This is a genomic window from Streptomyces sp. NPDC057682 (assembly GCF_042799575.1).
GTDB lineage: Bacteria > Actinomycetota > Actinomycetes > Streptomycetales > Streptomycetaceae > Streptomyces.
On record NZ_JBHVIN010000010.1, the window covers coordinates 63,145 to 81,281 of the forward strand.

The 18,137-nt window shown below is 74.2% G+C and carries 16 protein-coding genes; 7 read left to right on the forward strand and 9 right to left on the reverse strand.

Annotated features, from left to right (window positions below; translation table 11 throughout):
• Nucleotide 1: 1 nt before the first annotated feature.
• The 3 genes from ACFVDM_RS19800 to ACFVDM_RS19810 form a co-directional block, all read right to left on the reverse strand.
• Nucleotides 2–277 (reverse strand): MbtH family protein, encoded by a 276-nt coding sequence (locus ACFVDM_RS19800; RefSeq protein WP_383641192.1) that lies wholly within the window; start codon nt 275–277, stop codon nt 2–4.
• Nucleotides 277–1,044, reverse strand: a complete 768-nt coding sequence (locus ACFVDM_RS19805) for a phytanoyl-CoA dioxygenase family protein (protein ID WP_383641196.1) — start codon at nt 1,042–1,044, stop codon at nt 277–279. The genes ACFVDM_RS19800 and ACFVDM_RS19805 overlap by 1 nt, the downstream gene beginning before the upstream one ends.
• Before the next feature lie 95 nt (nt 1,045–1,139).
• Nucleotides 1,140–2,222, reverse strand: coding sequence for an ATP-grasp domain-containing protein (locus tag ACFVDM_RS19810; protein ID WP_383641199.1), 1,083 nt, complete (start codon nt 2,220–2,222; stop codon nt 1,140–1,142).
• Between the two features lie 202 nt (nt 2,223–2,424).
• On the opposite strand from ACFVDM_RS19810, the gene hppD reads away from it, so the two are divergent.
• From hppD to vioD, 6 genes are read left to right on the forward strand one after another with little or no spacing between them, the layout of a single operon-like run.
• On the forward strand, nt 2,425–3,471 hold the full coding sequence (gene hppD, locus ACFVDM_RS19815) for a 4-hydroxyphenylpyruvate dioxygenase (protein WP_383641202.1): 1,047 nt from the start codon (nt 2,425–2,427) through the stop codon (nt 3,469–3,471).
• Nucleotides 3,468–6,035 (forward strand): aminotransferase class I/II-fold pyridoxal phosphate-dependent enzyme, encoded by a 2,568-nt coding sequence (locus ACFVDM_RS19820; protein WP_383641204.1) that lies wholly within the window; start codon nt 3,468–3,470, stop codon nt 6,033–6,035. The genes hppD and ACFVDM_RS19820 overlap by 4 nt, the downstream gene beginning before the upstream one ends.
• Nucleotides 6,022–8,178: an amino acid adenylation domain-containing protein gene (locus ACFVDM_RS19825; protein ID WP_383641207.1), complete on the forward strand. Its 2,157-nt coding sequence runs from the start codon at nt 6,022–6,024 to the stop codon at nt 8,176–8,178. Before ACFVDM_RS19820 ends, ACFVDM_RS19825 begins: the two co-directional genes overlap by 14 nt.
• 51 nt (nt 8,179–8,229) lie before the next feature.
• Entirely contained in the window at nt 8,230–11,337 is a 3,108-nt protein-coding gene (locus ACFVDM_RS19830) for an amino acid adenylation domain-containing protein (protein ID WP_383641210.1), read from the forward strand.
• Nucleotides 11,338–11,380: 43 nt separating this feature from the next.
• Nucleotides 11,381–12,385 carry a guanitoxin biosynthesis L-enduracididine beta-hydroxylase GntD gene (gntD, locus tag ACFVDM_RS19835; protein ID WP_383641213.1) on the forward strand — a complete coding sequence of 335 codons (1,005 nt, stop codon included), beginning with the start codon at nt 11,381–11,383 and terminating at the stop codon, nt 12,383–12,385.
• Nucleotides 12,382–13,518: a capreomycidine synthase gene (gene vioD, locus ACFVDM_RS19840; RefSeq protein ID WP_383641216.1), complete on the forward strand. Its 1,137-nt coding sequence runs from the start codon at nt 12,382–12,384 to the stop codon at nt 13,516–13,518. Before gntD ends, vioD begins: the two co-directional genes overlap by 4 nt.
• 48 nt (nt 13,519–13,566) lie before the next feature.
• On the opposite strand, the gene ACFVDM_RS19845 is transcribed toward vioD, so the two are convergent.
• The 3 genes from ACFVDM_RS19845 to ACFVDM_RS19855 all read right to left on the reverse strand — a co-directional run bounded on the left by ACFVDM_RS19845 (nt 13,567) and on the right by ACFVDM_RS19855 (nt 16,015).
• On the reverse strand, nt 13,567–14,019 hold the full coding sequence (locus ACFVDM_RS19845; protein ID WP_383641219.1) for a GNAT family N-acetyltransferase: 453 nt from the start codon (nt 14,017–14,019) through the stop codon (nt 13,567–13,569).
• Nucleotides 14,020–14,099: 80 nt separating this feature from the next.
• Entirely contained in the window at nt 14,100–15,413 is a 1,314-nt protein-coding gene (locus tag ACFVDM_RS19850; RefSeq protein WP_383641222.1) for an MFS transporter, read from the reverse strand.
• Nucleotides 15,410–16,015 carry an ArsR/SmtB family transcription factor gene (locus ACFVDM_RS19855; RefSeq protein ID WP_383641225.1) on the reverse strand — a complete coding sequence of 202 codons (606 nt, stop codon included), beginning with the start codon at nt 16,013–16,015 and terminating at the stop codon, nt 15,410–15,412. The genes ACFVDM_RS19850 and ACFVDM_RS19855 overlap by 4 nt, the downstream gene beginning before the upstream one ends.
• Nucleotides 16,016–16,212: 197 nt before the next feature.
• On the opposite strand from ACFVDM_RS19855, the gene ACFVDM_RS19860 reads away from it, so the two are divergent.
• Complete coding sequence (locus tag ACFVDM_RS19860) at nt 16,213–16,758, forward strand: hypothetical protein (protein WP_383641229.1); 546 nt, start codon at nt 16,213–16,215, stop codon at nt 16,756–16,758.
• Between the two features lie 45 nt (nt 16,759–16,803).
• Here the strand turns inward: ACFVDM_RS19860 and ACFVDM_RS19865 are convergent, their stop codons facing one another.
• The 3 genes from ACFVDM_RS19865 to ACFVDM_RS19875 all read right to left on the reverse strand — a co-directional run bounded on the left by ACFVDM_RS19865 (nt 16,804) and on the right by ACFVDM_RS19875 (nt 18,065).
• Nucleotides 16,804–17,160 (reverse strand): hypothetical protein, encoded by a 357-nt coding sequence (locus ACFVDM_RS19865; protein ID WP_383641232.1) that lies wholly within the window; start codon nt 17,158–17,160, stop codon nt 16,804–16,806.
• A 141-nt stretch (nt 17,161–17,301) separates the two neighbouring features.
• A complete protein-coding gene (locus tag ACFVDM_RS19870) occupies nt 17,302–17,607 on the reverse strand; it encodes a winged helix-turn-helix domain-containing protein (protein WP_383641235.1) in 306 nt (101 codons plus the stop codon).
• Entirely contained in the window at nt 17,604–18,065 is a 462-nt protein-coding gene (locus ACFVDM_RS19875; RefSeq protein WP_383641237.1) for a hypothetical protein, read from the reverse strand. Before ACFVDM_RS19875 ends, ACFVDM_RS19870 begins: the two co-directional genes overlap by 4 nt.
• Between the last annotated feature and the right edge of the window lie 72 nt (nt 18,066–18,137).

Here is an 18,137-nt window from a genome sequence, read left to right on the forward strand (position 1 = left end):
CTCAGCCGCCGTTCTCCGCGGACTCCAGCCAGCGGCGGACGCTGGCCGGCCGCATGTCGGTCCAGACCCGGTCGATGTGGGCGAGGCAGTCGCCGCGCAGTCCCCGGAATCCGGCGGGCTCCCAGCCCGCCGGTATCTCCCGGCCCTCCGGCCAGATCGAGTACTGCTCCTCCTCGTTGCGCACGACGTCGAAGGAGAGGTCGTCGCGGTCGAAGACGCTGACGTCGAACTGCTCCTGGCCGGACTGTTCCTGACCAGCCGTCATGGACGTGGTCATCAGGCCTCCCCGGCGTCGTCGCCGAACATGGCGGACATGGTCTCGTGGCTCTGCTCCCGGTCGAGGTCGGCGAGGCCGCCCCAGCAGGTGTTGAGGATGGTGCGGGTGACGTCCCGGGTGAGCGGGGTGGTGCGGTGCAGGGTGGTGTCGCTGCGCAGGAGGTAGATGTCACCGGTGCGGAAGGTCCAGGTCTTCGGCTCCGTGGCGGCGAGCCACTTCCCGACCTGCGGGTCCTGCTTGTTCCAGTGGCTGTGGGGAACGGTCTGGAGGGCTCCGCCGGCCTCGTGCTCCGGGACGTCGAACAGCCAGATGAGGGTGAACGGGAAGTCGCCCCAGTGCCAGCCGTGGGTGTCGCCGGCGCGGTGCTGGCGGGTGATGACGTACTGCTCGTCGTCCCACGGGCAGTCGATGACCTCCTCGCCGGCGATGCGGCCGAGGAACTCCTTGAGCGCCGGGGAGCGGTAGATCTCGGGGATCAGCGTGGCCCCCCGGTGGATGCTTCCGCGGTTGACGGTGCTCATCGCCCGCGGGGTGTTGCCGGTCGCCGGGATCTCGATGTCGATGCGGCGGGCCGCGGAGACCAGCTCGTCGACCTCGGCGCTCAGGGACTGGAACAGGTCGTCCGGCACCAGGCCGGTCAGCAGGGCGAAGCCGTCCTCGGCGAACGACCGGGTCAGCTCGGCGGTCTTCGCGGGGCTGAAACGCTGCGCGAGGTGCGCGCCGATCCGGGCGTCGAGGGAGACGGTTTCAAGGGTTTCGGAGGTCACTGCGGTTCTCCAATCGGGAGGACCTGTGCGGTCCGTGGGCGGTGAGCGATGAACGGTGAACGGTGGTCGGTGAGCCGCTTCGGGCGGCGGGGCGGTCAGACCCGGGCGAGGGCCGACGCGCCGGCCGTCGTGGCGGGGGCGGTGACCGCGGCGGTCGCGGCGTCGCCCAGGAGCCGGGTGGCGAAGCCGGGCAGCAGGCCCAGTTCGTGGAGTCCGCCGATCCGGTCGGCGAGTTCCTCCGGGGTGTCGCCGGCCACGGTGAGCCGGCTGGTGGCGTAGACGCCGAGTTCCCGCACGATCAGCTGGGGCCCCGGGTTCGGGACCTCGACCACATGCCTGAGGGCGGGCAGCGCCCCGGGCGGCGCGGGTGCGTCGTACCAGGAGAAGACGGGTTCGGCGGCGGCCAGCGCGGCCATCCGCAGGGTGCCGGACACCCGGGGGTTGATCTCCAGGACGTGCGGTTCGCCGTCGTCCCCGACGAGGTACTCCACTTCGAGGAAGCCGTCGGCCCCCAGGTCGCGGGCGAGACGGGCGGCGGTGCCGGTCAGGTGCCGGGCGAGGCCGGGTCCGACGGCGGTCGGCCCGCACAGCCGGGTGCGCCGCCACGGCGGCACCAGTTCCCTGCTGGTGGGGCCCTTCCACACGGGAGGCAGGGCGGTGACGCCGCCCGGCCCGGCGAAGACGTTGACGGAGTACTCGACGCCCTCGCGGTACAGCTCCCCGTACTCGTCGTCGGCCGGCCGCTCGGTGGTGAGCCCGAGGCGGATGCCCTGGCTCTGGGTGCCGGTACGCCGTTTCCAGACCGCCTCGGTCTCGGCGGCGGGCCAGCCCGGAACGCTGTGGCCGGGGGCACTCCAGGCGGGCGTGGCCACCTCGTTGCGGTGCAGGAACGCCTTCATCTCGACCTTGTCGAGGGCCAGGGCGACCGCTTCGGCGGACTGGCAGCGGACGGCACGGCCGGCCCGCCTGAGCGCCGCGGCCCAGCGGACGTCCCTCGCCAGCGTGTCGTGGTCGGAGACGAACACGAGCCCGGCCCCGTCCGGGACGTCCCGGACCGTGTCGAAGCCGGCGTCCTTCCCGGCCACGACGAGCCGCGGGGCGGTGAGGTCCGCCGCGCAGAAGTGGGGCAGCCAGGCCGCCACACTCTCACCAGAGATCACATAGACCTGGGACTGCATCCGGTCATCCCCGTTCTGCGGTGCCGGCGTGCCGGAACGCCGGGTGCTGCGCGGCGGTGAGGGCCGCCGCCTGACAGAACGGAGCCTGGACAAGGCGTCTACGACTGATCTATCGCGGCCGCGGCCCGTCGTAGAACGCGCATAGAGGCCCTCCCGAAGCTCGTGCCCGCAGCAAGCCGCCGCTGAGGTTCCAGGAGCTGAGATGAGCGTCGACTCGATCGCCTATGCCGAGCTGTACGTCCAGGACCACGCAGAAACCGTTGCCTACTTCACCTCCGCGATGGACTTCACGCCCACTGCGGCCGCCTTCGCCGAGCCGGGCCGCGCCGCCCGCACGTCGACCCTGCTCACCAGCGGGTCGGCCCGGCTGGTGATCACCTCCCCCAGCCATCCCGCGGACCATGTCGCCGCCCATCTGGCCCGTCACGGCGAGGGGGTCGCGGACATCGCCTTCGGCTGCGCCGATGTGACGGCCACGCACCGGCGCGCGGTCGCGGCCGGTGCGACGTCGCTGTTCCCGCCGTCCCGCTCGGGCGGTTTCGCCCGGGTCGGCGGGTTCGGCTGCGTGCGCCACACCCTGGTGGCCTCCGCCGCCGGAGCCATGCCGCCCGGTGTCTGGACCGCCCTCCCGTCGGACGGGGAGCGCGGCCGGGTGCGGGCCCTGGACCATGTGGCGGTCTGCCTCGACGCGGGGACCATCCAGGCCACCGCCGACTTCTACGACCGCGCGTTCGGCCTGGAGCGGTTCTTCTCCGAGTACATCGAGGTCGGTGACCAGGCCATGGAGTCCGTGGTGGTCCGCGATCCGGCGGGCGCCGTCACGTTCACCCTGCTCCAGCCCGACACCTCGCGGGCCGCCGGCCAGATCGACGCGTTCCTCACGGCGAACGGCGGTCCCGGCGTCCAGCACCTGGCGTTCCTCGTGGACGACGTGGTCGCCGCGGTCCGCTCCTTCACCGGCCGCGGCACCGACTTCCTGACCACACCGGACCCCTATTACGACCGCATCGCCGAGCAGAAGGCCGCGCCCGGGGCGCTGATCGAGGACCTCCGCTCCACGCACGTCCTGATCGACCAGGACGAATGGGGCCACCTCCTGCAGATCTTCACCCGCTCCCCGCACCGCGACGGCGGTCTGTTCTACGAGCTGATCCAGCGCGAGCAGGCCCGCGGTTTCGGCGGCGGCAACATCCGGGCCCTGTACGAGGCCGTCCTGCGCGCCCAGCCGGCCCTGGCGGAGAGCCGGTGACCAGCGCGACGCACCCCGCGGCCGCACCGTCCCCGGCCGGGGCACCGCCCCCGGCCGCCGTACGGCCCAGGACCGCGGCCGGGTACCGCGAGGCCGCCCGCGCGGTCCTCCCGGCCGACGTCTGGGACTTCCTCGAAGGCGGGGCGGACGAGGAGGAGACGCTGCGGAGCAACACCGAGGCGTTCCGCCGGGTCCGTCTGCGGCCCCGGATGCTCACCGGTACCACCGTCTGCGACACCTCGGTGACGGTGCTCGGGCAGACCTGGCCGGTCCCCGTCGGGGTGGCGCCCACGGCCCACCACGCCCTGTTCCACGAGACGGGCGAGGGCGCCGTCGTCGCCGGCGCGGCCTCGCTCGGGCTGCCGGTCGTCGTCAGCAGCCTGGCCGGGGCGGCCCTGGAGGAACTGCGCGCGCTGACCGCCGCGCCCCTCTGGTTCCAGCTGTATCCGCTGCGCGACCCCCAGGACACCGAGGCGCTGGTGCGCCGTGCGGAGTCGGCGGGCTGCGACGCCCTGGTCGTCACCGTGGACGCGCCCCGGCTGGGCCGCCGTCACCGGGACCTGGCCAACGGCTTCCGGGTGCCCCCGCACATCCGCCCGGCCAATCTGCCGGGGAGCCCGGACACCTCCGACCCCGCCGGGCACGCCCTGACCGCGTTCCGCCCCGGGGCCGACTGGTCGCTGCTGCGGGAGCTGCGCCGGCTGACCGTGCTGCCGCTCGTCGTCAAGGGCGTACTGACCGCCGAGGACACCGAACTGGCGGCCCGTCACGGCGCCGACGCGATCGTGGTCTCCAACCACGGCGGCCGGCAGCTCGACGGTGCGCCCGCCACGCTCGACGTCCTGCCCGAGGTCGTCGACGCGGCGGCCGGGCGGTTCCCGGTGCTCCTCGACGGCGGCGTCCGCCGGGGACGGGACGTCGCCGCCGCGCTCGCCCTGGGCGCGGACGCCGTCCTGGTGGGCCGCCCGGTTCTCGAAGCGCTGGCCGTGGGCGGGCGGGAGGGCGTACGGGACCTGCTGACGCTGCTCTCCGAGGAGTTCGAGAACACCCTGTTCCTGTCCGGCCGCCCCCGGGCCGCCGCCCTCACCCCGGACCTGCTGGCACCCCCGTACCGCCCGGTCCGGCAGCCGGCGGGCCCCGCGGCTCCCGCTCCCGCTTCCGCTCCGGTCCCGGCTCCGGCTCCGGTCTCCGGCGGCGAGAAGGTGATCGACGCGGGGGACCTCCACCGCAGCCTGGCCGATCCGGTGCTGCACACGATGACCTTCCTGAACGAGATCACCCAACGCCACCCGGACGCCATCTCCTTCGCCCCCGGGCGGCCCCGTACCGATCTCCTCGACACCGGCCAGGTCCTCGACGACATCCGCCGCTATCTGGACGACGTCGAACGCCGGCACGGCCCCGGGCACCGGCGCCGCACCCTCCTCCAGTACGGGCCCAGCTCCGGTTTCATCCGCGAGCACATCGCGCGGATGCTCGCCGTGGAGGAGGGGCTGACCGTCGACCCGGACTCGGTGGTGGTGACGGTCGGCTGCCAGGAGGCCCTGTTCCTCACCCTGCGCGCCCTGTTCGCCTCGCCCCGGGACGTTCTGCTGCTCCCCGAGCCCTGCTACGTCGGGGCGACCGGCGCGGCCCGGCTGCTCGATCTGAACGTGGCCGCCGTCCCCGACGGCCCGCCGGAGGCCCTCGCCGCGCGCGTCGCCGCCGTGGCCACCGCGCAACGGGACCGGGGCATGCGCCCGGTGGCCTGCTACGTGGTGCCCGACGCCGCCAACCCGCAGGGCACCACCCTCGGCCTGGGCACCCGGCGGCAGTTGCTGGACACCGCCGCGGAACACGATCTGCTCCTCCTGGAGGACACCCCCTACCGGCCCTTCACGATGAGCGATCACGTCCCCACGCTCAAGGCCCTGGACCGGGACCGCCGTGTCGTCCGGCTCGGCACCTTCGCCAAGTCGGCGTTCCCCGGGGCCCGTCTGGGCTACGCCGTCGCCGACCAGCGGGTGGACGACGGCACCGGCGGCCATCCGCTGGCCGACGACCTGGCGGCCGTCAAGAGCATGGTCACCGTCAACTCGTCCGCGCTCAGCCAGGCCGCGGTGGGCGGTCTGCTGCTGCGGACCGGCCATGACCTCCACACCGCCAACGCCCGCAGCCGGAGCAGCTATCACGCCGCGCTGCGCCGCGCCCTGGAAACCCTGGAACGGCTCTTCCCCGCCGGGCACCGGGAGGCGTGCGGGGTGTCCTGGAACCGGCCCGACGGGGGGTTCTTCCTCACCCTCACCGTGCCGTTCGCCGCGGACGACGCCCTGCTGGCGCTCTCCGCCGAGCAGTACGGAGTGATCTGGACGCCCATGCGGTACTTCGCCGTCGATCCGCCCGCCCCCGGCACGCTCCCGGTGCGGGACCGCACCCTGCGGCTGTCGTGCAGCGCCCTGGAACCCGAGCAGGTCGAGGAGGGGCTGGAACGTCTCGCCCGGCTGATCGGCGACCGGACTGCCGGGCGGTCCCGGGTTCCGGACCGGGTCCGGGTGAGGAGAGGAGACCCCCGTGACCACCGCTGACCCGCAGCCCCCGCCGCTCCTGCCGGACCTGGTGGCCGCCTGGGGGAAACGCTCCCCCGGCGCCCCCGCCGTACGGCTGGGGGACGACGTGCTCGGCTACGCCGCGCTGGACGGGCTCGCACGGCGGGTGGCGGCCGGTCTGCTCGCCCTCGGCGTCCGTCCGGAGGACCGGGTGGCCGTGCCGGCCGAGCGCGGTGTGCTCACCCCCGCCCTGTTCCTGGGCCTGTGGCGGGCCGGTTGCGTCCTGGTCCCCCTCTCCCCGTCGCACCCCGCCGAACGCACCCGCCGGGTGCTGGCCGACAGTGCTCCCCGGCTCCTGGTCGCAGAGCACGCGCCGGAGCCGGCCGGGGCCCTGCCCGTGGTCACGCCCGCGGAACTACTGCACGCGGATCCGCCCGTCGGCGGCCTGCCCCGGCTCCATCCGGACCAGCTCGCCTATCTCCTCTACACCTCCGGATCGACCGGCAGCCCCAAGGGGGTGGCGGTCGCGCACCGTTCGCTGGCCCACTGTCTGACCGCCGCGGCCGCCGACACCGGCATCGGCCCCGGCGACCGGCTGCTGGCGGTGACCGGGTGGACGTTCGACATCGCCTTCCTGGAGACCTTCCTGCCGCTGGTGTCGGGTGCGGAGACCGTCCTGGCCGACTCCGGCACCGCTGCGGACGGCCGCCGTCTGGCCGCGCTCCTGGACTCCGCGCGCCCCACGTTCCTGCACGCCACCCCCGCGCTGTGGGAGATGCTGTTCCTGGCGCGCTGGGCGGGCGATCCGCTGATGCACGCGCTGTGCGGCGGCGATGTCGTCGCTCCCCGGCTGGCCGCCCGGCTGACCGCCTGCACCGCGTCGGTCCGCCACCTCTACGGCCCCACCGAGACGACCATGTTCGTCCTGTCCCGGACGCTGACCACCGGACCGCAGCCGCCGGTCCTGTCCGCCGGCACGCCCCTCCCCGGCGTGACCGCGACCGTCGCCGACGAAGGCACCGGCGAGGTCCCGCAGGGTGCGACCGGGGAACTGTGGGTGGGCGGTGCCGCCGTGTCCCGGGGCTACTTCGGCAGGCCCGCCGCCACCGCCGCCCGTTTCGTGCCCGACCCGCGCGCCCCGGGCGGGCGGCTCTACCGCACCGGCGACCTGGCCCGGCGGCGGCCCGACGGCGACATCGAACTGCACGGCCGCCGGGACGTTCAGGTCAAGATCCGCGGGCACCGCATCGAGCCCGGCGAGGTCGAGCACGTCCTCACCCGGCACCCGGGCCTCTCCGCCGCCTGTGTGGTGCCGGTCGACGTCCGGGGGGAGACCGTGTCCCTGACCGCCTTCCTGTGCGTCCGGTCCGCGCAGGATCCCTCCCGGCTGATCGCCGAGGTGCGGGAACGGGCCTCGGCCTGTCTGCCCGAGGTGATGCGCCCCGCCGGCTACGCCGTCCTGCCCGGACTCCCGCTCACCGTCAACGGGAAGGTCGACCGCGCGCTGCTGCGGAGACTGGCCGCCACCCGGCGGCCCTCCCCCGCCGCGCCCGCGCCCGGCCCCGGCACCGTACCGGCCACCGCTCTCCTGCCGGAGCGGACCCGTCTCGTGCGGGACGGCCACCCCGGTCTGCCGGCCGCCGTCTTCCTGGCGGACGGCCCGGAGGAGGAGCGGGACCTGCGTGACTGGATAGCGTCCGTCGAACCCGGACGCGCCGTCTGGCTGGCGGGACCGTACGGGGCGAGCGCGGCCGAAGCCCCCGGACGGTACGCGGCGGCCACAGCCGGGAACCCCGAACCGCACGCGGCGGCCACCGCCGGAAACCCCGAACCGCACGCAGCGACCACCGCCGGAAACCCCGAACCGTCAGGCCCGTCCGGGCCGTTCGTCCTGGCCGGGCTGCGCGGCGGAGCCGCCGAGGCCCTACGGATCGCCGGGCGGGCCTACACCCACCACGGGCAACGGCTGCCGGTGGTGGCCGTCGACCCCACCGGGCACGGGGCCGCCGCACCCCCGCCCGGTCTCGTCCACCGGATCCACCTCGCCGGTCCCGGCGACGGCCCGGCCGTGCTCCCCGCCGCCGGGCCCCGGCGGACGCTGACGCTCCGCCACGACGGGACCGGACGTCCGTCCGCCGACACCGCCCGCCGTCTCGCCGCCCTGGTCTCCGCCCTCGGCTGACCGCCCCGCCCCGCCCGCTGTCGGACCCGCCCCGGAAAGGAGGCCGCCTCCATGCCCACCGTCCTCGCGCCCGTGCATCTGGAACTGCCTACCGACCGCTCCCCGCTCGACCCCTTCCGGCCGGGGCGGTGGACGGTGCCACTGCCCTGGCCGGCCGCACCGCATCCGGACGGTGTGCCGGCACCGACCGCGACCGCCCTGCTGACCGCGCTGCTGGGTGAACTGACCGGCGCGGACACGTTCCTGCTCACCGGCCCCCGCCCGACGGACCCTGGCAGGTCCGCGACGCTGCACCGCTTCCGGGCCCCCCGGGGCGAACGCCTCTCCGGTCTGACCGCGCGGGCCGAACAGGCCCTGCGCGAACCGGTGCCCGGCCTCCTCGCGGACGGCCCGGGGGACCGGCTCGGTGACCGGCCCGCCGGAACGGCCGTGGCCGGCGTGGCGTGCGAGGCCGGCGCGGATCCGCTCGCGGAGGCGGATCTCGGACTCCTCGCCCAGGACGGCCGCTGGGTCCTCTTCGCCTCCGCCGATCTGTGGAACAGGGACACCGCCCGCCGGTTCGCCGCCCGGCTCACCGCCCTGCGCGACGCCCTCGCCGAACCGCGCGGCGACGGGTCCGCCGCCTGGCGGTCGGTGGCCTCGCTCGTCGCGGACGTCGCGGCGCGCACCCCGTACGCCCCGGCCGCCGAACAGGACGGGACCGTCCTCACGTACGGCGAACTGCGCGCCCGTGCCTCGGCGCTGGCCGGGCGGCTGAGGGCGGCGGGCGTGGGGCCGGAGTCCCTGGTCGCCCTGCGCCTCGCCCCCTCGCCGGATCTGCTGGTCGCGCTGCTCGGGGTGCTGGAGGCAGGCGCCGCGTTCATGCCCCTGGACCCGCGCAGCCCCCGGGAGCGCACCCAGGCCGTGCTGGACGCCTCCGGGGCCCGGGTCCTGCTGTCCGACGACGGCCCGGACGCCGAGGAGGAGCCGGTGTTCACCGGTCTGCGCCTGCCGGTGGCCGCCGGTGTGCCCGGTGGCGCGCCCGCCGCTCCGCGTACCGTCCACCCGGGCCAGCTGGCGTGCGTCTTCCACACCTCCGGCACGACCGGCGGCCCCAAGGGCGTGATGTTCACCCAGCGCGAGCTGGCCGACTTCGCGCTGGCCATGGCGGAGGCGTTCCGTCTGGGCCCCGACGACCGGATCCTCCAGCTCGCCCCGGCCGGGTTCGACGTGCTCCTCGAAGAGGTCCTGCCGGTCCTGGTGACGGGCGGCACCGTGGTCCTGTCCACCACGCCCGTGCTGGAGAGCGGCGCCGACCTCGCCGAGCATGTGGAGCGCCACCGGGTGACCGGCTTCGAACTGACCGCCCCCTACTGGCAGGAGTGGGTGGCCACCCTGACCCGCGAAGGCCGCCGGGTCCCCTCCTGCGTGCGCTTCGTCGCCATGGGGGGCGAGCGCGTGCTGCCCCAGCACGTCACCGCCTGGCGGAGCTTCGGCGTTCCGCTCGTCCATGTGTACGGGCTCACCGAGGCCACCTGCACCACCACCACGTACCGCCTCGAACCGGACGCCTCCCCTGACGTCCCGACGCCCCCGCTCGGCACGCCGCTGCCCGGTCTCGCGGTCCACGTCCTGGACGCCGCCGCCCGTCCCGTCGCGCCGGGCGCCACCGGCGAGCTGTACGTCCAGGGCGGGCTGGCCCGCGGCTACCTCGGCCGGCCCGGCGCCACCGCCGCACGGTTCGTGCCCTCCCCGTACGGTCCCCCGGGCTCCCGCTGCTACCGGACCGGCGACCTGGTCCGCACCACGGGCGACCGGGTCCTCGAATACCGGGGCCGCACCGACCAGCAGGTGAAGATCCGCGGCTTCCGCATCGAACTCGCCGAGGTGCAGGCGGGCCTGGCCCGCCATCCCGCCGTCGGCCAGTGCGTCGTCGTCGTACGCGAGGACCGGCCCGGCGACAAGCGGCTCGTCGCCTACCTGGTCGCGGCCGACGGTGTGCCGGTGCCCGACACGCGCGAACTGCGCGCCCACGCCGCGGCCGTCCTGCCCGACTACATGGTGCCCTCGGCGTTCGTCGTGCTGCCGGCCCTCCCTCTCACCGCCAACGGCAAGTTCGACCGGGCCGCCCTTCCCGCGCCGGGTGCCGCCCGTGCCGAGACCCCGCCGCCGCCCGAGCCGGCGTCCGGCCAGGAGCGAGCGGTGGCCGCGCTCTTCGCGGACGTCCTCGGTGTCGACGCGGTCGGACCGGACGACGACTTCTTCGACCTGGGCGGCCACTCCCTGCTCGCCATCCGGCTCCTGGCCCGGATCCGCGCCGACTTCGGCACCGACCTCGCCCTGCGCGGCTTCTTCCAGGACCCCACCGCCCGGGGCCTGGCCCGGAGCCTCGCGCTCGGGCAGTCCCGCGACGACGACTTCGGTGTGCTCCTGCCCCTGCGCCCCGCCGGAACGGACACCCCGCTGTTCTGCGTCCACCCGGTCACCGGGCTCGGCTGGTGCTACGCGGGGCTCGCCCGCCACCTCGATCCGGCCACGCCGCTGTACGCGCTCCAGGCCCGCGGCATCACCGCCCCCGGCCGTCAGCCCCTCGATCTCGACGAACTCGTCGACGACTACCTCGCCGAGATCCGCGCCGTGCAGCCCCACGGCCCCTACCGGCTGCTCGGCTGGTCCCTGGGCGGCAACATCGCCCACGCCATGGCCGTACGGCTGCGCCGCACCGGCGAACAGGTCGAACTCCTGGCCCTGCTGGACTCGTTCCCGGCCCACACCTGGGACAGCACCGCGGCCCCCGGGGCCCGCGAACAGGACGACGACCTCTACGACACCGTCCTCGCCGAGTTCGGCGTCGACCCGCAGTCCGGCGACACCGCCCCGGCCACCGGTGTGGACCCGGACGTGATCGCCGCCCTGGCCACGACGGCGGAACGCAATGTCCGCCTCGTGCGCCAGGCCCGGCCCCACCGGTTCGACGGGCCGGTCCTCCTGTTCACCGCCACGCGGAGCGACTGGCAGGGTCTGCGCGGCCCCGCCCTGTGGGACGGCCTGCTCCACGGCCCCGTCACCGTGCACCGGGTCGACTGCACGCACGAGGACATGACGGGCCCGGCCCCCCTGGCCCTGGTCGGCGAGGTGCTCCGCCACCACCCGGCCGCCCCGGCCGCGCAGATCCCCTGAAGGCCACCAGGCCCCGGAACGGACACGAGAAAGGCTCGCCCCCATGCTCACCCAAGCCCCACAGGCCGTCGTGCCCGCCCCCGGGCGCACCAGAACGCTCGAACTGCGGGACGGCGAGGCGGCCGCGGTGCACGCCCTCGCGGCGCGCACCGCGCGCGTGCACCGGTCCGTCGACGACCCGGCGTTCCTCCGCGAGGTCAATGTCATCGCGCACGAACTCCCCCGGCGCCTGCGGTCCTTCCTCAACCAGGCACGTCTGGACGACACCGGGCACGCGGTGGTGGTCTCCGGCCACCACGTCGACCATGCCGCGATCGGCCCCACCCCCGCCCACTGGAGCGAGACCGACACGCCCCGTACGCGTACCCACGCCTTCCTGCTCATGCTGGAGGCCGCGCTGCTCGGCGACGTCATCGGCTGGGCCACGCAGCAGGACGGACGGCTCGTCACCGATGTCCTGCCCACCCCCGGGCAGGAGGACAGCCAGATCAGCTCCAGCAGCCACGCCGCCCTCGGCTGGCACACGGAGGACGCCTTCTCGCCCTCGCGCGGCGACCGCATCGGGCTCTACTGCCTCCGCAATCCCGACGCCACCCCCACCACGGTCTCCTACCCGGCGCCCGAGGCGGTCGACCGGAGGGTGCGCGACATCCTGCGCCAGCCGCGCTTCGTCATCGAGCCCGATCCCTCGCACGTCCTGCGCGGCCGGGGAACCGCGCTCTCCCCGGTGGCCCTGCTCACCGGCCCCTGGGACGCGCCCGTGCTGCGTATCGACCGCGATTTCACCTCCGCCCTCCCCGGCGACGACGAGGCCGCCGCCGCCCTGCGTGCGCTGATCGCGCACCTGGACGCCAATCTGTACGAGCTTCCGCTCCGGCCGGGTGACGTCTGCTTCGTCGACAACCGGAACGTGGTCCACGGCCGTTCCCCCTTCCGGCCCCGTTACGACGGCACGGACCGCTGGCTCAAGCGCGTCAATCTGGTGGCGGACCTGCGGCGGACCCGGCCCGAACGCTCCAGCTCCACGACCCGGACGGTGGGACGATGACGAACGCCCTGGGAACGATCGCCCCCGCCCTGCTGGAGGACTGGTTCCGCGACCGGTACTTCGCCGCCACCACGGACATCTCCAGTTCGGGTGTGGAGAACTGGACCCTGGGCCGGCTCCGCGCGCTGCTGGACATCCCCATCGCCGACCTGGACGCCATCGCGTTCCGGGACAGCCCCTCCTGCGGCCACGAGGAGCTGACCTCCGCGATCCGCGACCGCTACCCGGCCCTTCCGGGGCACCGGATCATGGTCACGCACGGCTCCAGCGAAGCCCTCTTCCTCGCCCTGGCGGCGCTGCTGCGCCCCGGCGACGAGGTCGTCGTCCCCGACCCCGCCTACCAGTCGCTGGTCTCCACGGTGGAGGCCCTGGGTGCCCGCCCCGTGCCGTGGGAGCTCTCCCCGGACCACGGATTCGTCCCCGACCTGGACCGGCTGGCCCGCCTCCTGGGACCCCGGACCCGGCTCGTCGTCGCCAACTTCCCGCACAATCCGACCGGGGCCACGCTCACCCGGTCCGCGTACGACGACTTCCTCGGCCTGATGGCCGGTCACCCCGCCCATCTCCTCTGGGACGGGGCGCTGGCCGAGCTGGGCCACGGCGGCGAGCGGCTGCCCGACCCCGCCGGGATCCTGGAGCGCTGTGTGTCCACGGGCACCTACTCCAAGGCCTTCGGCCTCCCCGGGCTGCGCATCGGCTGGTGCGCGGCCCCGGCCGCCACCGTCCGCGACATGGTCCGGCTGCGTGACTACACCACGCTCAATTCCTCCCCCGTCAACGAGTTCCTGGCCGCGCGGGTGATGCGCCACGCCGACACGGTCCTGGCCCCCCGGCTGCGCACCGTGCGCCGGAACCGCGAGCTGCTCATGACGTGGGCCCGGGAGCACCCCCGGCTCGTCGACTGCCCGCCGCCCGCCGGCGGTGTCACGGCCTTCCCGGCGATCCGGACGGTGACCGACACCCGCGCCCTGTGCGAACACCTCGCCGCCGAGCGCGGCGTCCTCGCCGTCCCGGGTGACTGCTTCGGCCACCCCGACCGCGTCCGCATCGGCTTCGGCGGCCCCACCGGCGAATTGACCACCGGGCTCGACGCCCTCACCGCCGCCCTCACGGACATGCCCGCCGCCGTCTGAACCGCCCGGCCGCCCGCCCCGGGCCGGGGAGGGCGGCCGGGCGTGCCGTCAGAGTCTCAGTTCCCCCACGACCTGGCCCTGGAGCGCGCCCACCGGCCGGAATCCCAGCCGCCGGTAGAACCCCTCCGGACCGTCGTCGCCGGGGAGCCACAGCACGGTGATCCGGTCCCGCCCCCGCCGCCGTGCCTCCTCGCACACGGCCTCGACCGCGAACCGGCCGCATCCCGATCCCTGCGCCCCGTCGGCGATGTTGAGCCGCCATATCCCGCACCGGAACGCGTCGACCGGGCTGTCCGGGCTGAAGCTCGCCATGACGAACCCGACGAGTTCCCGCCCCCGGAAGACCAGCCGGGGCCAGGCGGCGTCACCGTGCACATAGGCGTCGGCGAGCGACCGCACGACGGGTGCGACCAGGTGTTCCTGGCCGTCCGTCACCTTCATCGCACAGGCGGCGTCGACCGTGTGGGGGGTGACCTTCTCCAGGCGCAGTGGTGAGTTCATGCCGGCGAGCGTAGGAGAGCCTTCTCTCGGGGCTCTATGCCGCCGCTGCCGGGAGCGGACGAACCGGTGCGGTCGCGTGGTCAGTGACGGGACAGGGCCGGTTCGCCGTCGGTGGCCGGCGGAGGGAGGGGGTCGCCCGCCGCACGGCGTGACGTCGGCAGGTCCCGGGTGCGCCGGACCGGCGAGAAGAACAGGATCAGCGCGGCGAGCGGCACGCCCGCCGTCGTGACGGCCATGGCGGTGCGGAGGCCGAGCGTGGTGCCGAGCACACCGCCGAGCAGTGCTCCGAGGGGGATCGTTCCGTAGCTGAGGAAGGCGGTGCTCGCGGTGAGGCGGCCGAGGAGGTCCGGCGGACAGTAGCGCTGCTGGAAGCTCGCCTTGATGATGTTGCCGGCGACGACGCCCGCGACGACGCTGAAGCCGCCGACGACGAAGAGCAGGGTGCCGGGTCCTTCGGTGGTGAGCGGGATGAGCAGACCGAGCAGCGGGAGCAGCAGCTCGAAGAGGAGTGTGGCCCGCGCCGTGCCGATCCGGTCCGCGACCGCGCGTGCGGCCAAGGCCCCGGCCACGCCTCCGGCGCTGGTGGCGGCGACGAGTGCGCCGACCGCCCCGGGCGTCAGGCCGACGGTCCGGACGAGAAAGACCACCTGGATCGACTGGTATCCCATGAGGGCCAGGTTGGAGGCGGCTCCGAAGAGGGTGAACGTGCGGAACCAGGGGTCGCCGGCGATCAGTCGCAGGCCTTCGCGGACGTCGTCGGCCAGTGAGGCGGAGCGGCGTCCGGTCGCGGTGACGCGCGGCTCACGGTGCCGGATGCCCGCGAGGCACAGGAGGGAGACGAGGAACGTGGCGGCGTTGGCGAACATTCCGTTCACCGCGCCGGCCACCTGCGCGATCAGGCCGCCGGAGCCGAGTCCGGCGATCTGCGCGGCGGAGGCGCTGCCGTGCAGTTTGGCGTTGCCTTCGGGCTGGTCGCGGGCCTCCAGGATGCTGGGGAGGTACGCGCTGTAGGCGGTCTGGAAGAACACCGCCGCCGTGCCCGCCAGCAGGGCGACGGCGAGCAGCAGTCCGATGCTCAGCCGGCCGGACCACGCGGTGACCGGGAGGGCGGTGAAGAGGACGAGGGAGACCGCGGCGGAGGCGAGCATGACGGGTCTGCGCGGCAGCCGGTCCACCCAGGCGCCGACCGGGAGGCCGATGATCAGCCAGGGGGCCCAGGCGGCGGCGCTCAGCAGGCCGACCTCGAACGTACCGGCGTGCAGGGTGGAGACGGCGGCCAACGGCATCGCCACCCCGGTGACGGACGCGCCGAATTTGCCGGCCGTCTCACCGCACCACAGCAGACGGAAGTCACGGTGGCGGCGGAGGAGGCCGCCGCGCGGTCCGTGGCTCATGCGGAGCCACGTTCCCTGCGGGGGAAGGACTGGAGCTGCACCACGACGGGGAGCGCGTCCGGGGCGGGCTCGGTGTCCGGGCCGGGCGTGTGACGGGCGATGACGGCCATCAGCTCCGCGTTGAGCGCCTCCAGCTGTCGCGGGGTCATCCGCAGGTCGCTCCGGTCCGAGACGGTGCCGGCGTTGCGCCAGGTGTCGTCCCAGTCCTCGGCGACGTAGTTCACGACCCGGCTGAAGTGGTGCTGGAGCAGTTCGTGGAGGTAGACCGACAGCGCGCCCCGGGTATCGGGATCGTCGCGGAAGTCGGCGGTGTTCAGCTCGTTCGAGACGTCGACCCTCTTCCACCAGCGCTCGCGTTTCGTTCCCCGTCCGGTCTCCTCCTCGATGAAGCCGTGCTCGGCGAGGTGGCGCAGGTGCCAGCTGATGGTGCCGGTGTTCTCCCCGAGGCGTTCGGCGAGCCGGGTGGCGGTGGCGGGGCCGTCCAGACTGAGCAGTTCGAAGATGTTCATCCTCAGCGGATGGGCCAGCCCTCGCAGGCTTCGCGCGTCGAGGCGCCGGGTGGGCTTGGCGGACGGTGGCGTGCGTGCGGGTTCGTCGGACATGCCGACAGCCTATGATGCAGAGATTCCTCTGCATAGGAGTCTCTGCAGAGGAATCTCTGCATCATGTCCGCGCGGAGACCCGCCCCCTGCGCAGGCACCGGGCGGCGGGCGGCGGTACTCCGTACCGAAGGTGGGTAGAGGGCTGTCGGCCGCGGAGCACGGTGCCTGCGGTCCGGAAGACCGGCCGAGGGGGAACTGTGGCGCTGTCGGACCAATTGCCCGCACTGATCGGTGTGGTCGTCGGGTCTCTCGGCTCGTACGCGACGCAGAGTCTGACGGAGCGCCGCAAGTGGCGGCGTCAGCGGGACGAGCGGTGGGACGAGAAGCGTTTCGAGACGTACGGCCGGTACGCCAACGCCCTCAAGGCGCAGTTGCGCATCGCTCAGCGCATCGGTGCCGCGGTCGGCTTCTCCGATGTGGCCGATCCGCTGGAGCCGGCGGAGGGTCTGCCGCTGCTCGCCGAGGCGGAGTCGCAGCGGGCGACGGAGTGGGAGTCCGTCCTGCTCGTCGGCGACGCGGCCACCATCGCGGCCGCCCGGCGCTGGCACGAGTCGGTCTGGACGGTCGAACTCCTCATACGGGAGGGGCCGGTCGACGAGGAAATGTGGACCAGGGCCCATCAGTTGGCGAGCGCGGCGCGCGACGGCTTCTATCTGAGCGCGCGGAAGGACCTCGGCATCAACGGGGCTCCGCCGCCCTCGGGGCAGTGGCCGCGGCAGTGGCGGGCCGAGCTGTCGGGGTGAAGGGTCCCGGCGGCCGGGCCCGCTGGGACCCTGCTCGTCAGCGGGTCACCAGGCCGCCACGACGCGGTAGCTCAGCTTGGCCTCGGGGAGGTTGCTCTGCGCCAGGGTGCCGCTGACCCAGGCGCCGCCGGTGCAGTCGGCGCCGGAGTAGAGGAGCACGGACGCCGCGCCGTTGGCGATCTGGATCGAGCGGACGGGCTGCGCCGTGGTGTGGCAGGTGCCGAGGTCACCGAGGTCGGGGCGGAGGGCGGTGCCGGTTCCGTTGGTGCCCGTGTAGAGGGAGGCACCGGGCTGGAGTGCCGGCCAGGTCGCGGCGTCCGCCGTGCCGGCGCCGAGGGCGACCAGCGCGGCGGTCGTGGTCACGGTTGCGGCGAGGGTGCGGAACGTGGTGGAGGTGGGCATGTGGACCGCCTTCGGGGTACGGGTGCGGGCTGTGCCGGAGGGGCACAGGGGGCCGGCGGATTCGGCCGCCGCCGATCATTGCACGCTCAACCATTTTTGGGCAGACCGCTTCCACATGCGGGAACACGGCCCCCGGACGGGTCACTTGTCCTGCGGACGTTCCGTCAGAGGGCTGCCGACGATGCTCCTGAGTGTGTCGACGTACGCGGCGAAGGCCCGGCGGCCCTCGGGGCTGAGCTTGAGCCAGGTGCGGGGGCGTTTGCCCACGTAGCCCTTGCGGATCTCGATGTAGCCGGCCTTCTCCAGGGCGGCGGCGTGCTTGGACAGGACCGAGTCGCTGATCTCCAGACTGTCGCGGACGAAGCCGAACTCGGCCTCGGTCGCGGCGGCGAGCAGGGAGACGATCTGGAGGCGGGCGGGGGCGTGGATCACGGGATCGAGGTTCACCGGACGACTGCCCCTGCCGCGTGGGCCGTGACCTGGTCCTCGGCCCAGCGGGTGGTGGCGGCCGCGTAAAGGGCGGCGACGACGCCCGCGACGGCCTTCTGCCAAGCCGCGGAACCGGTGAGCGTGCCGACGGCGGGCGGAACGATCCCCCAGACCACGCAGATCGAGGCCATCCACAGAAGCATCCGGACCCCGGCACTCACGGTCCAGGTGCGGGCCCGCCATCTGACACGGGTTCTGGCGGCGAGCGTGCCGGTGAGCACGGCCAGGCCCACGACCGCCGCCGAGGTGAGCACCGCCTGGGCCGTACCGTCCTGGTCCGAGGCGATCCCCGCCGTCGTCACAAGTGCGATGACACCCGGCAGATACCAGAGCGGAAGCCGCTGGCCGGCGTAGGCCTCGCGCTGGACCCGGTCGATCTCGGCCAGCGCGTCGGCGGCGTTCGGGGGTGTGTCCATCAGTCGCACCTGCTCCCTCGTGAAGTACTTGACGCTATGGAAAGTACCCACTCTCTTTCCATAGCGTCAAGT

Excerpts from the sequence above, each read along its gene's own strand:
- ACFVDM_RS19865 (WP_383641232.1), bottom strand. The coding sequence starts at position 17,160 with ATGCCCACCTCCACCACGTTCCGCACCCTCGCCGCAACCGTGACCACG.
- ACFVDM_RS19830 (WP_383641210.1), top strand. The coding sequence starts at position 8,230 with ATGCCCACCGTCCTCGCGCCCGTGCATCTGGAACTGCCTACCGACCGC.
- ACFVDM_RS19845 (WP_383641219.1), bottom strand. The coding sequence starts at position 14,019 with ATGAACTCACCACTGCGCCTGGAGAAGGTCACCCCCCACACGGTCGAC.
- gntD (WP_383641213.1), top strand. The coding sequence starts at position 11,381 with ATGCTCACCCAAGCCCCACAGGCCGTCGTGCCCGCCCCCGGGCGCACC.
- ACFVDM_RS19875 (WP_383641237.1), bottom strand. The coding sequence starts at position 18,065 with ATGGACACACCCCCGAACGCCGCCGACGCGCTGGCCGAGATCGACCGG.
- ACFVDM_RS19810 (WP_383641199.1), bottom strand. The coding sequence starts at position 2,222 with ATGCAGTCCCAGGTCTATGTGATCTCTGGTGAGAGTGTGGCGGCCTGG.
- ACFVDM_RS19855 (WP_383641225.1), bottom strand. The coding sequence starts at position 16,015 with ATGTCCGACGAACCCGCACGCACGCCACCGTCCGCCAAGCCCACCCGG.
- ACFVDM_RS19800 (WP_383641192.1), bottom strand. The coding sequence starts at position 277 with ATGACCACGTCCATGACGGCTGGTCAGGAACAGTCCGGCCAGGAGCAG.
- hppD (WP_383641202.1), top strand. The coding sequence starts at position 2,425 with ATGAGCGTCGACTCGATCGCCTATGCCGAGCTGTACGTCCAGGACCAC.
- ACFVDM_RS19850 (WP_383641222.1), bottom strand. The coding sequence starts at position 15,413 with ATGAGCCACGGACCGCGCGGCGGCCTCCTCCGCCGCCACCGTGACTTC.
- vioD (WP_383641216.1), top strand. The coding sequence starts at position 12,382 with ATGACGAACGCCCTGGGAACGATCGCCCCCGCCCTGCTGGAGGACTGG.